Below are 12,811 nucleotides of genomic sequence, written 5' to 3'. Positions count from 1 at the left end.
GGGCGATCTTTGGCCATGACACGCCGTGGAGTCAACCGCCGCGGCCGACGGCGGGCGGAGTCAGCTGTTGTACGTGCTCTGGGCCCGCTCCAGGCCGTCGGAGATCAGTGCCTCGACCGCGTCGGCGGAGCGGTCGACGAACCAGTCCAGCTCCTTGCGCTCGGCCGAGGAGAAGTCCTTCAGCACGAAGGCCGCCACATCCATCCGGCCCGGCGGCCGTCCGATGCCGCAGCGCACCCGCAGATAGTCGGGACCCAGCGACTTGGTGATCGACTTCAGGCCGTTGTGACCGTTGTCGCCGCCGCCCGCTTTCAGCCGCAGCGTCGGGTAGTCGATGTCCAGTTCGTCATGGACGGCGATGATCTGCCCGGTCGGCACCTTGTAGAAGTCGCGCAGCGCCGTGACGGGCCCGCCGGAGAGGTTCATGAACGTCATCGGCTTGGCCAGTACGACCCGCTGTCCGCCGATCCGGCCCTCGACCACCTGGGCGCGGCTCTTGTGGGTCTTGAACTTGCTGCGGATCCGCTCCGCGAGCAGATCGGCCACCATGAAGCCGATGTTGTGCCGGTTGCCGGCGTACTCGGGGCCGGGGTTGCCGAGCCCGGCCACCAGCCAGGGCCCCTCGGGGGCGGGTGAACTGCTCATGCTCATGCCGTCCATTCAAGTCCACTGACGTCGCAACCCGAACCGCCGCCCCGCTCCGGAGGGAGCGGGGCGGCGGTACGGGACAGCGGAGGCGGGAGGATCAGGCCTCGGTGGTCTCGCCGGCCGGGGTGGCGGTCTCGTCCGCCGGCTCCTCGGCCTGCGGGGCGACGACCTGGATGACGACGGTGTCGCCGTCGATCGTCAGCACGGTGCCTTCCGGCAGCGTGATGTCCTTCGCGAGGATGGCCGCGCCGGCCTCCAGGCCCTCGATGGAGACGGAGACGGAGGTCGGGATGTGGGTGGCCTCGGCCTCGACCGGGAGGGCGTTGAGGACGTGCTCCAGCAGGCCGCCGCCCGGGGCCAGCTCGCCAGTGGTGTGCACGGCCACGTCGACGCTGACCTTCTCGCCGCGCTTCACGGTGAGCAGGTCGACGTGCTTGAGGAAGCCCTTGATGGCGTCACGCTGGACGGCCTTGGGGAGCACGAAGGTGGTCTCACCCTCGACCTCGAGGCTGATCAGGACGTTCTTGGTGCGGAGCGCGAGCTGCAGCGCGTGACCCGGAAGGTTCACGTGCACCGGGGTGGCGCCGTGGCCGTAGACGACACCGGGGACCAGGTTGGCGCGGCGCGCACGACGGGCGGCACCCTTGCCGAATTCGCTGCGGACCTCGGCGCTGAGCTTGACCTCGGACATGAGAATCACTCCTCGTAAAGAGACGACTGGCTGGGACACATGTCGCCCGGCCCACGACGGGGGCCGATCCACTTACGAGGAGCGCGCCGATAACGGAGACGAAAAAGCCTCCCTCGCCGAGCAAACTCCAGGAGTCTACCCGGCGGGGAGGCCTTGACGAAATCGATCAACGCACGCTCAGCGCGTGCGGTCGATCAGCGGTCAGTGCGAGGCGCCGTCGAAGAGGCTGGTGACCGAGCCGTCCTCGAAGACCTCGCGGATCGCGGAGGCGAGCGTCGGGGCGATCGACAGCACCGTGATCTTGTCCAGCTCCAGCTCGCCCGGGGTCGGCAGCGAGTTGGTGAAGATGAACTCGCTCACCTGCGAGTTCTTCAGCCGGTCGGCGGCCGGGCCGGAGAGCACACCGTGCGTCGACGCCACGATGACGTCCTCGGCGCCGTTCGCGAACAGGGCGTCCGCGGCCGCGCAGATGGTGCCACCGGTGTCGATCATGTCGTCGACGAGCACGCAGATGCGGCCCTTGACGTCACCGACGACCTCGTGGACCGTCACCTGGTTCGCGATGTTGGGGTCGCGGCGCTTGTGGACGATCGCCAGCGGGGCACCGAGCCGGTCGCACCAGTTGTCGGCCACGCGGACGCGGCCGGCGTCCGGGGAGACGATGGTGAGCTTGGAGCGGTCGACCTTGGCGCCCACGTAGTCCGCCAGCATCGGCAGCGCGATGAGGTGGTCCACCGGGCCGTCGAAGAAGCCCTGGATCTGCGAGGCGTGCAGGTCCACGGCGAGCAGCCGGTCGGCACCCGCGGTCTTGAACAGGTCCGCCATCAGCCGGGCCGAGATCGGCTCGCGGCCACGGTGCTTCTTGTCCTGGCGGGCGTAGCCGTAGAACGGCAGGATCACGGTGATGCGCTTGGCGGAGGCCCGCTTCAGCGCATCGATCATGATCAGCTGCTCCATGATCCACTTGTTGATCGGAGCGGTGTGGCTCTGGATCACGAACGCGTCGCTGCCGCGCGCGGACTCCTCGAAGCGGACGTAGATCTCGCCGTTCGCGAAGTCGAACGCCTTGGTCGGGACGAGGTCGACACCGAGCTGGTGGGCCACCTCCTCCGCGAGTTCCGGATGAGCGCGTCCGGAGAAGAGCATCAGCTTCTTCTCACCGGTCGTCTTGAGCCCGGTCACACCGTCTCCTTGGTTGTACGGGTCTACGGGGGTTTCGGGGGCAACCCCCGTGAAGACTCAGTTAAGACTCAGTTCGCGGGTTCGTCCTGTGGACGTCGACCTGCGGCATTCTGTGCATCTCTTACGGTACGCCCCGCCGGGCCGGGTCGTGACCCGGCGGGAGTGCCGTTACTCACCCTGAGCGGCTCGTTCGGCGGCCTCCGCGGCGGCGCTCCCGGGACGCTTGCGGGCGACCCAGCCCTCGATGTTCCGTTGCTGGCCACGGGCTACGGCCAGCGAACCGGCCGGTACGTCCTTGGTGATCACGGAGCCCGCGGCGGTGTAGGCGCCGTCCCCGACTGTGACCGGCGCCACGAACATGTTGTCGGAGCCGGTCTTGCAGTAGCTGCCGATCGTGGTGTGGTGCTTGACCTCGCCGTCGTAGTTCACGAAGACGCTCGCGGCGCCGATGTTCGTGTACTCGCCGATCGTCGCGTCGCCCACGTACGACAGGTGCGGGACCTTGGTGCCCTCGCCGATCGTCGCGTTCTTCATCTCGACGTACGTGCCGGCCTTCGCCTTCGCGCCGAGCCGGGTGCCGGGGCGCAGGAAGGCGAACGGGCCGACGGTGGCGTGCTCGCCGATCTCGGCGCTCTGCGCGACCGTGTTGCTCACCTGGGCGCCCGCGCCCACGGTGGTGTCGGTCAGCGTGCAGTTCGGGCCGACCTCGGCGCCCGTGGCCAGGCTGGTGGACCCGTACAGCTGGGTGTTGGGGAGCACCAGGGTGTCGGGCGCGAACTCGACGGCCACGTCGACCCAGGTCGAGGCCGGGTCGACGATGGTGGCGCCGGCCAGCATCGCCTCGTTGAGCAGCCGGTCGTTGAGCGTGCGGCGGGCCTCGGCGAGCTGCACCCGGTTGTTGATACCGGCGATCTCGCGGTGGTCCGCGGCGACCGCGGCGCCCACCCGGTGGCCGGCCTCGCGCAGGATGCCGAGGGTGTCCGTGAGGTACTCCTCGCCCTGCGCGTTGTCCGTCGTGACCTTGCCGAGCGCGTCGGCGAGCAGCTGCGCGTCGAAGGCGAAGACCCCGGAGTTGATCTCGGCGATGGCCAGTTGGGCCTCGTTGGCGTCCTTGGTCTCGACGATCCCGGACACCGAGCCGTCGGCGGCCCGCACGATCCGGCCGTAGCCGGCCGGGTCCGGCACCGCGGCGGACAGCACGGTGGCGGCGTTGCCGTCGCCCTCGTGCGTCGCGACCAGCGACCGCAGCGTCCCGGCGGTGAGCAGCGGGGTGTCGCCGCAGGTGATCACGACCGTGCCGGCGAGGACGACGCCCTGCGCCGACAGCGCCTCCAGGGCCATCCGGACCGCGTGCCCGGTGCCGAGCTGCTGGTCCTGCACGGCGGTGCGGGCGGCGGGGTCGATCTCGGCGAGATGGGCGCCCACCTGCTCGCGGGCATGGCCGACGACCACGACGAGGTGTTCCGGGTCGAGCGCGCGCGAGGCGGCCACGACATGGCCGACCAGGGTGCGCCCGCAGATGGCGTGCAGAACCTTGGGGAGGGCCGACTTCATGCGGGTGCCCTCACCCGCGGCGAGGACGACGACAGCAGCCGGGCGGTTGGGGCTCACGGAAGGGGCTCCTCGGCTTTGGGTGACGGACACCCGCAGGATACCGGGGGTATGGGCGGGGAAACACGGGCGGGTCCCGACCATGAAGACCGGGACCCGCTACCACAAGCTCCGCCGCCAGGACTCGAACCCGGACAAAGGGCACCAAAAGCCCCGGTGCTGCCAATTACACCACGGCGGACCGACGCGCCTGAGCGCGCCTGCGCGTCCCTACTATGCCGCAAGCGACCACGTGAACGCGACGAGGTTCCGGGGTACACCTAGCCACGGGGCGTCAGCCCTCCGGGCCTATTGCCTGTCGACGCGACGCTGACATACTTACGTCGCCGTAGGTTACGGTTCCGTAGTAAATCCCCCCATACACCCCCGGTGAGGGACCCTCATGACCGCACAGGCCGACGTGATCACCGAGCCCCGAGACCCCGGGCCCGGCCAATTCGTAACCCTCGCCACCCTCGGTGGCGACAACAAGGGGATGACCGAGCGCATCACCCTCGGCGCCTTCATCGGCGTCCCCTTCGTGGCGCTGGTCGCCGCGATCCCGCTGGCCTGGGGCTGGGGGATGAGCTGGCTGGACCTCGGTCTGATGGTCGGCATGTACTACATCGGCTGCCACGGCATCACCATCGGATTCCACCGGTACTTCACGCACGGCGCCTTCAAGGCCAAGCGCCCGCTGCGGATCGCGCTCGCGGTCGCCGGTTCGCTGGCCGTCGAGGGCCCGGTCGTGCGCTGGGTCGCGGACCACCGCAAGCACCACAAGTACTCCGACGCCGACGGCGACCCGCACTCGCCGTGGCGCTACGGCGAGACCGTGCCGGCCCTCATGAAGGGTCTGTGGTGGGCCCACATCGGCTGGATGTTCGACACCGAGCGGACCCCGCAGGAGAAGTACGCGCCGGACCTGATGAAGGACCCGGCGATCAGGATGATCTCGCGGCAGTTCCTGCTCTTCACCCTCGTCTCGCTCGCGATCCCCCCGCTCGTCGGCGGACTGGTGACGATGAGCTGGACCGGCGCGTTCACCGCGTTCTTCTGGGGATCGCTCATCCGGGTCGGCCTGCTCCACCACGTCACCTGGTCGATCAACTCCATCTGCCACGCCGTCGGCGACCGCCCGTTCAAGTCCCGTGACCGCTCCGGCAACGTGTGGTGGCTGGCCGTGCTGTCCTGCGGCGAGTCCTGGCACAACCTGCACCACGCCGAGCCCACCTCGGCCCGGCACGGCGTGCTGCGCGGCCAGCTCGACTCCAGCGCCCGCATCATCCGCTGGTGCGAACAGCTCGGCTGGGCGAGTGACGTCCGGTGGCCCAGCAAGGAGCGGATCGCCGCCCGGCGTAAGGAGAGCGTCAGTGAAGCGGCATGATTGACGCGTGAGCGACGGCAGCAGTACGAGCGGCGAGGGCCCGAACGGAACGACGGGTACGAACGCTCGGCGCGCGCGCCGGGTACGGATGACGGGCAAGGAGCGCCGCGAGCAACTGCTCGACATCGGCCGCACGCTCTTCGCCGAACGCGGCTTCGAAGGCACCTCGGTCGAGGAGATCGCCCATAAGGCCGGGGTGTCCAAACCGGTGGTCTACGAGCACTTCGGCGGCAAGGAAGGGCTCTACGCCGTCGTCGTCGACCGTGAGATGCGCCGGCTCCTGGACATGGTCACCAGCGCTCTCACCGGCGGCCATCCGAGGGAACTCCTGGAACAGGCGGCGTTCGCGCTGCTCGACTACATCGAGCAGTACACCGACGGGTTCCGGATCCTCGTCCGGGATTCGCCCGTCGCCCAGTCCACCGGCACCTTCGCGTCCCTGATCAGCGACATCGCCACCCAGGTCGAGGACATCCTCGGCATGGAGTTCAAGAACCGCGGCTTCGAACCCAAGCTCGCGCCGATGTACGCCCAGGCGCTCGTCGGCATGGTGGCCCTGACCGGCCAGTGGTGGCTCGACGCACCGCAGCGGCCCGAGAAGGCCGAGGTCGCCGCCCACCTGGTGAACCTGTCCTGGAACGGGCTGTCGGGCATCGAGCCCAAGCCGCGGCTGATCGGGCACCGCAAGAGCTGAACGGCGAAGGCCCCCGGACCGCGGTCCGGGGGCCTTCGTACGTTCCGGGCCGGGTCAGCCGGTGTTGCGGAGACCCGCCGCCACGCCGTTGACGGTCAGCAGCAGGGCCCGCGACAGCAGCGGGTCCGGATCCTCGCCCCGGGCCGCCGCCTCGCGCTGGCGCGAGAGCAGGGCGACCTGGAGGTACGAGATCGGGTCGAGGTACTGGTCGCGGATGTGGAACGTCTGCGCCAGCGCTGGATCGCCGGCCAGCAGCTCCTTCTCACCGGTGATCCGCAGCACCTCCTGGACGGTGAGCGCGTGCTCGGCCTCGATGGTGTCGAAGACGTGCTTCAGCTCGTCGGGCACCAGGCTGTCCACGTAGTGCCGGGCGATCCGCAGATCCGTCTTGGCCAGCGTCATCTCGACGTTGGACAGGAAGTTGCGGAAGAAGTGCCAGTTGGCGTGCGCCTCGTCGATGACCGAGCCGAGACCGGCGTCCCGCGCGGCCTTGAGCCCGGAGCCGACGCCGAACCAGCCCGGGACGATCTGCCGGGACTGCGTCCAGCCGAACACCCACGGGATGGCCCGCAGCCCGTCCAGGCCCGCGCCGGAGTCCGGGCGGCGGGACGGACGGGAGCCCAGGTGCAGCTCGGCGAGCTGGTCCACCGGGGTGGAGGCGAAGAAGTACGACGGCAGGTCCGGGTCCTCGACGAGGTGCCGGTACGCGTTGTGCGCCGCGTCCGAGATGGTGTCCATCGCCGCGTCCCAGCGGGCCAGCGCCTCGTCGGACTGGCGCGGCGAGGTGTGCAGCGCGGAGGCCTGCAGCGTCGCCGCGACGGTCAGTTCGAGGTTCTCGCGGGCCAGCGACGGGATCAGGTACTTGTCGGAGATGACCTCGCCCTGCTCGGTCACCTTGATCTCGCCCTCCAGCGTGCCCCACGGCTGCGCGAGGATCGCGGTGTGCGAGGGGCCGCCGCCACGGCCGACGGTGCCGCCGCGGCCGTGGAAGAGCCGCAGCCGTACGCCGTAGCGGTGCGCGACATCGCGCAGCCGGCGCTGGGCACGGTGGATCTCCCACTGCGAGGTGGTGATGCCGCCGAACTTGGAGGAGTCGGAGTACCCGAGCATGACCTCCTGCACATCGCCGCGCAGCGAGACCAGCCGGCGGTACGACGGGTCGGCGAGCATCTCGTCGAGGATCCGGTCCGCCTCCTTGAGCTCGTCCGTCGTCTCCAGCAGCGGGACGATGCCGATCTGGGCGACGCCGCCGTGCAGATCGATCAGACCGGCCTCACGGGCCAGCACCGCCGCGGCGAAGACGTCGTCCGCGCCCTGGCACATCGAGATGATGTACGACTCGACGACCTCGGGGCCGAAGCGCCCGAACGCCTCGCGGATGGTGTGGAAGACACCGAGGGTCTTCGCGCCGGCCGCGTCCAGCGGGGCCGGGGTGCCGGCCAGCGGACGGCGGGAGCGCAGCTCCTTCGCGAGCAGCTTGCGCCGGTAGTCGCGCGGCATGTCCGCGTACCGCCAGGACTCCTCGCCGAGCCGGTCGAAGAGCTGGCCGAGCGCGTGGTGGTGGGCGTCCGCGTGCTCGCGCACGTCCATCGTGGCCAGTTGCAGCCCGAACGCGGCGAGCGTGCGGATGGTGCGTTCCATCCGGCCGTCCGCCATCAGCTCACCGCGGTTGGCGCGCAGCGAGGTCTGGATGAGCGCGAGGTCCTGCAGCAGCTCCGCGCTGCCCAGGTAGTCGCGGCCCGGGACGTGCGTGCTGCCCGCGGCGAGCCGCTCGCGGGTGTTGACGAGCTTCTGCCGGACGCAGGTGGCCTTGAGGCGGTACGGCTCCTCGGCGTTCAGCCGCTTGTAGCGCGGGCTGATCTCCGGAAGCGCCGCCAGGTCGGCGTCGAGCGAGGTGAGCAGCTCCGGGGTCGCGCCGCAGTTGCGGATCGAGTTGGAGAGCGCGCCGCGCAGGGAGTCGACCAGTTCCAGGGCGTCGGTGATGCCGTGCTCGTGCTGCAGGATCAGGACGTCCCAGGTGACCTCGGGGGTCACGTTCGGGTTGCCGTCGCGGTCGCCGCCGATCCAGGTGCCGAAGGTCAGCGGGCGGGTCTCGGGCGGCAGCGGCACACCGACCCGCTCCAGCTCGGCCGACAGGTCCTCCAGGACGTCGCCGACGGCCCCCGCGTGCAGCTCGTCGAGGTAGTAGATCGCGTTGCGCGCCTCGTCCGCGGGCTCCGGGCGCACCACGCGCAGCTCGTCGGTCTGCCACAGCAGGTCGATGTTCTCGGCCAGCCGCAGGTCGGCGCGGCGGCGGTCACCGGTGCCGTCCTGGTGCGCGTCGAGCAGCTCGGCGATGCGGCGCAGCTTGTTCAGCACGCTGCGGCGGGCCGCCTCGGTGGGGTGCGCGGTGAACACCGGCCGCACATTGAGGTGCTTGACGGTCTCGCGGATGTGGTCCGGGTCGGCGTCCTTCATCAGGTCCGCCGTCTGGCTGAGCAGACCGCCCTCGGAGGCGCGGCGGGCCCGCAGCTCACGGCCGCGGTGCACCTGCTCGGTGACGTTCGCCAGGTTGAAATAGGTGGAGAAGGCCCGCACCAGCTTCGCGGCGGTCTGCAGGTCCGTCTTCCCGAGGAGGGCGGCGGCGGCCTCGCCGTCGGAGCGGGTCAGGGCCCGCACCTTCTCGACGAGGTCGAGTAGCTCCTGGCCCTCCTGGCGGACCAGCGTTCCGCCGAGGAGTTCGCCCAGCCGGCGGATGTCGGCGCGCAGGGCTGGGCTGTCCGTTGCGTTGTCGGCGCTGCTCACAGGTGCGGCTCCTAGTGCAGGGGATGGGCGACGGCTGATCTCCCCGCCGGTGGATGGGCGGAGTGGGGCGGACCGCGCTGTCCGACCCGACCAGGATAGGTCGGGTCACCGCCGGCCACGGCCCCCGCCCATCTGGCGGACACCCCTATGCGCCGACGGCCGCCCCCCTGGCCGCCCCAGGACACCGGACCCCTGCCCGGACGGCACACGGCCTAGGCTGGACCGTATGAGTACGACGGGGGCGCACGTACCGGATGACAGGGGCGGGGGCCGGGCACGGCCCGGCCCGTGGTGGTGGCCGAGGCGGCGCAGCCTCGTGCTCGACGCGACGCTGGCCGCTGTGTCGGCGCTCGAATGCTTCGTCGAAGGCGCGTCCTTCGCGGAGAAGACCGGGATCGAACCCGGCATCGGCGCCGTCTTCGGGCTGCTCGTCGGCGCGTCGCTGCTGTTCCGCCGCCGCTGGCCGATCGCGATCGTCCTGATCGCCATCGCGGTGACACCCGCGCAGCTCGGCTTCCTGCTCGGCATCGTCGGCCTCTACACGCTGGCGGCCTCCGAGGTCCCGCGCCGCATCACCGCGACCCTGGCCGGGATGACCGGGGTCGGCACGATGATCGTCGCGTTCATCCAGATGCGCGACAGCCTGCGGCAGGACAGCAACACCCCGATGCCGGTCATCGTGATCACCTCGGTCCTGATGGCCCTCGGGCTGACCGCGCCGCCGGTGCTGCTCGGGCTGTACGTCCGGGCCCGGCGCCGGCTGGTGGAGAGCCTGCGGGAACGTGCCGACGGTCTGGAGCGGGAGCTGACGCTGCTCGCCGAGAAGGCGACGGAGCGGGCGGAACGGGCCCGTTCCGACGAGCGGACCCGGATCGCCCGGGAGATGCACGACGTGGTCGCGCACCGGGTGAGCCTGATGGTGGTGCACGCGGCGGCGCTCAAGGCCGTCGCCCTGAAGGACCCGGAGAAGGCGTCCGCGAGCGCGGAGCTGCTGGGGGACATGGGGCGGCAGGCGCTCAACGAGCTGCGCCAGATGCTGGGCGTCCTGCGGACGGCCCAGGTGGTGAACGGGGCGGGCACCGGAAGCACCCTCGCCTTCACGGAGCTGGGCAGCGGTAACGCTTCCGGGGCGGCGCGTACCGCCGTCGGACCGTCCGACGGGGCGGGCACCGGGCACCGGGCCGACGGGCCGCAGCCGGACGGTCCGTGCCTCGCCCGGCTGGAGGCGCTCGTCGAGGAGTCCCGGGCGGCGGGGATGCGGGTCGAGCTGACCGTCGAGGGCGCGGTCCGGTCGTGCGAGGACCAGGTCGAGCGGACCGCGTACCGCGTCGTCCAGGAGGCCCTGACCAACGTGCACAAGCACGCGCCGGGCGCCAGTACCGAGGTCCGGCTCGCCTACCGGGACGCCGAGGTCGCCGTCCGCGTCCAGAACGGCCCGTCCGACGGCTCACCCGCCGCGGCCCTGCCCAGCGGTGGCCACGGCCTCGTCGGGATGAAGGAGCGCGTCACCGCGCTCGGCGGCGGCTTCGTGGCGGGTCACACCGAGGCCGGCGGCTTCCGGGTCTCCGCCATGATCCCGGCGCTGCCCGTCGTCGCGGTGCCCACCGGACCGCCGGCCGCCGGCTGAGCGGACGGGCCCGGCGGCCCGACCAAGGCCCGACCAAGGCCCGGGCTGGCGGGCGTGCCGGGCGGGCGTCAGGCGGTGGTCAGCCGGTCCGGCCGGCCGCCGCCGACCAGGGTCGTCAGGGCGCTGTCGATGTCGGCGCCGAGGTACCAGTCCCCGGTGTGGTCGATGGCGTAGACATGGCCGTTCGCGTCGATCGCGAGCAGCGAGCCCGAGCCCATCTCCTCGCCGAGCGGGGACACCTCGGTCTCCAGCGCCCGGCCGAGGTCGGCGAGGGTCCTGGCGAGATGGAGCCCGCGCAGCGGGTTGACCAGGACCGGCGTCGGGGCGATCTGCCGGCCGGGGCCGGTGGTGGCGGGTATGGCGAGGCCGCCGAACTCCGCCCAGGCCTCCACGGCCGCCGGGGAGACGGCGTGCGTGTGCCCGGCGGGGGAGGAGTGCGCGCGCAGCGCGTCCGCCCACACCTCGGCCTGCTTGATGTCCCAGCGGCCGGGCTGCCAGCCGGCCGACCGCAGAGCGGCGTCCACACCGACCGGGAACCGGGTGCTCGGGGAGCTCGGCATACCTGCGGCGTGGTTCACCCCGTTCACGCTGTTCGGGTCCCGCAGGGCGTTCGGGTCGCTCACGCCGCCTCCGCCGACGGATCGACCGGCCGCACGCCGAAATGTGCCAGCAGCGGCGCGCAGGAGCGGCAGGGCGGCGCGTACGAGCCGTGCTCGGGGTCACCGTCCTCGCGTATACGGCGGGCGGTGAGCCGCGCGCCACGCAATGCCTTACGGGCCTCACTCTGCGTGAGCGGCTTGCGGGCCGCGCGCTTGCTGCGCGAGGAGTCCACGGCGGAGAGGAACCGGGAGAGCAGCACGGGCTCCGGACAGCGTCCGGTGAAGCGCTCGCGCTGGGCGACCGGCAGGGTGTCGAGGAAGTCCTGGACGATCGGATGCAGCGCCGGCGCCTGCTCGGCCTTGCTCCCGGTGCAGGTCAGCACCTCGTCGCGGATCGACAGCGCGGCGGCGACGGCCGGCAGGATGCCGTCCCGCCGGTGCCGCAGAACAGGTGGCCCCGCGGTGTCGGCGCCCATGGCACTCCAGGTGAGCCGCGGGTCCGCGGCATCCGTTGTCTGCATGGTGGTGCGTCCTCCTGTCCGCCCGCCGGAGCGGGCGATCCCCCGTTTACAAGACTCAGAGTGCCAAAGGTGTCAGGAGGTGGGGAAGTCGGGTGCGGTGTGCGGAACATCCTGTGTGTCCCATGTCACCGTGGTGTGACGGATCGTCGGCGGAGTGGAAACGGCTTGGACGGGGCAGCAGATGGGCCGGAAGGATGGGCCGCAGCTCGCATTCGCGGGCGGAACGTTCCGTCCACGAGGGAGAGTTGCCCGCATGCGCACTCGGTCCCGCACCACCACTCGCACCAATGTCCGTATCCGCCAAGCCGTCACGGCCGCCGCCGTGCTGCCCGTCCTGGCACTGGCCGCGGCCTGCTCCGGCGATGACGGCGGGAGCGGCGACGGGAAGGGCAAGGACGGCGCGACGACGGCTCCCGCGACGTCTGCGGCCGGGTCCTCGACGGGGGCCGCCAAGGCACCGCTGAACGCGGCACAGTTGAGGGCGGCGCTGGTCAAGGACACCGAAGTGCCCGGCTACAAGATCGAAGCGTCGAAGAACGAGGCGATGAGCCCCGACGACGTGATGACGACCGACAAGCCCGAGTGCCAGCCGCTCGCCGATCCGCCCAGCACCCGGCCGAAGTACGCGCGCAAGGCGTTCGTCGGCGCCTCGGTCGGCAAGATCGACCCGGGCAACCTGCCGGCCGGCGTCGAGCTGACCCAGCTGCTGCTCGCCAGCCACGCCCCCGGTGAGGCCGGGAAGATGGTGGCCGACATCCGGCAGGCGCTGGACAAGTGCACCGGCTTCACGGCCACCGACGGCACCGGCAAGAAGATCCCGTTCACGATCCGGAAGGGCCCCGCGGTCACCGTCGGCGATGAGGCCGTGGCGTACGTGATGTCGGACACCAGCGACAAGGAGGGCGGCACGGCACTGGTCACCGTCGTGCGCACCGGCGACGCCAGCGTCACGTATCTGTCGGTGAAGGGGACCGGCCAGGCGGGCGACGCGCCCCTCGTCATCGCCCGCAAGCAGGACGCGAACCTGAAGGCCGCGGAGGCCGCCGGCTGACCCGGACGGGGGCGGAAGCCGAACTTGCCACACCCCA

11 protein-coding genes and 1 tRNA gene are annotated in these 12,811 nt (G+C 71.2%); 4 read left to right on the top strand and 8 right to left on the bottom strand.

All coding sequences use genetic code 11. From position 1 onward, the window contains the following. Positions 1-60 precede the first annotated feature (60 nt). The 5 genes from pth to LNW72_RS17220 form a co-directional block, all read right to left on the bottom strand. A complete protein-coding gene (gene pth / locus LNW72_RS17240; RefSeq protein WP_374117285.1) occupies positions 61-660 on the bottom strand; it encodes an aminoacyl-tRNA hydrolase in 600 nt (199 codons plus the stop codon). Positions 661-745: 85 nt separating this feature from the next. Beyond that, positions 746-1,339 carry a 50S ribosomal protein L25/general stress protein Ctc gene (locus LNW72_RS17235; protein ID WP_250976236.1) on the bottom strand — a complete coding sequence of 198 codons (594 nt, stop codon included), beginning with the start codon at positions 1,337-1,339 and terminating at the stop codon, positions 746-748. A 201-nt stretch (positions 1,340-1,540) separates the two neighbouring features. Further along, positions 1,541-2,521, bottom strand: coding sequence for a ribose-phosphate diphosphokinase (locus LNW72_RS17230; protein ID WP_250976235.1), 981 nt, complete (start codon positions 2,519-2,521; stop codon positions 1,541-1,543). Between the two features lie 168 nt (positions 2,522-2,689). After that, a complete protein-coding gene (glmU, locus tag LNW72_RS17225) occupies positions 2,690-4,132 on the bottom strand; it encodes a bifunctional UDP-N-acetylglucosamine diphosphorylase/glucosamine-1-phosphate N-acetyltransferase GlmU (protein WP_250976234.1) in 1,443 nt (480 codons plus the stop codon). A 109-nt stretch (positions 4,133-4,241) separates the two neighbouring features. Further along, a tRNA-Gln gene (locus tag LNW72_RS17220) sits at positions 4,242-4,313 on the bottom strand. Positions 4,314-4,514: 201 nt separating this feature from the next. Between LNW72_RS17220 and LNW72_RS17215 the strand changes: the two genes are divergently transcribed. Beyond that, the gene (locus tag LNW72_RS17215; RefSeq protein WP_250976233.1) at positions 4,515-5,498 is read left to right on the top strand and encodes a fatty acid desaturase; all 984 of its coding nucleotides are present in this window, start codon (positions 4,515-4,517) and stop codon (positions 5,496-5,498) included. An 88-nt stretch (positions 5,499-5,586) separates the two neighbouring features. Then, positions 5,587-6,192, top strand: a complete 606-nt coding sequence (locus tag LNW72_RS17210; RefSeq protein ID WP_138354766.1) for a TetR/AcrR family transcriptional regulator — start codon at positions 5,587-5,589, stop codon at positions 6,190-6,192. A 54-nt stretch (positions 6,193-6,246) separates the two neighbouring features. Here the strand turns inward: LNW72_RS17210 and ppc are convergent, their stop codons facing one another. Then, positions 6,247-8,976 (bottom strand): phosphoenolpyruvate carboxylase, encoded by a 2,730-nt coding sequence (ppc, locus tag LNW72_RS17205; RefSeq protein WP_250976232.1) that lies wholly within the window; start codon positions 8,974-8,976, stop codon positions 6,247-6,249. Between the two features lie 226 nt (positions 8,977-9,202). Between ppc and LNW72_RS17200 the strand changes: the two genes are divergently transcribed. Continuing rightward, positions 9,203-10,603 carry a histidine kinase gene (locus LNW72_RS17200; RefSeq protein ID WP_250976231.1) on the top strand — a complete coding sequence of 467 codons (1,401 nt, stop codon included), beginning with the start codon at positions 9,203-9,205 and terminating at the stop codon, positions 10,601-10,603. A 68-nt stretch (positions 10,604-10,671) separates the two neighbouring features. Here the strand turns inward: LNW72_RS17200 and LNW72_RS17195 are convergent, their stop codons facing one another. Further along, complete coding sequence (locus LNW72_RS17195) at positions 10,672-11,163, bottom strand: SUKH-3 domain-containing protein (RefSeq protein ID WP_250980193.1); 492 nt, start codon at positions 11,161-11,163, stop codon at positions 10,672-10,674. Between the two features lie 59 nt (positions 11,164-11,222). Further along, positions 11,223-11,723: a YwqJ-related putative deaminase gene (locus LNW72_RS17190; RefSeq protein ID WP_250976230.1), complete on the bottom strand. Its 501-nt coding sequence runs from the start codon at positions 11,721-11,723 to the stop codon at positions 11,223-11,225. 253 nt (positions 11,724-11,976) lie between these two features. On the opposite strand from LNW72_RS17190, the gene LNW72_RS17185 reads away from it, so the two are divergent. Next, positions 11,977-12,774, top strand: a complete 798-nt coding sequence (locus LNW72_RS17185; protein WP_250976229.1) for a sensor domain-containing protein — start codon at positions 11,977-11,979, stop codon at positions 12,772-12,774. Positions 12,775-12,811 lie beyond the last annotated feature (37 nt).

The sequence above is a fragment of the Streptomyces sp. RKAG293 genome (assembly GCF_023701745.1).
GTDB lineage: Bacteria > Actinomycetota > Actinomycetes > Streptomycetales > Streptomycetaceae > Actinacidiphila.
Note: the sequence above shows the minus strand (reverse complement) of the source record. Positions and strands in the feature narration are given on the sequence as shown.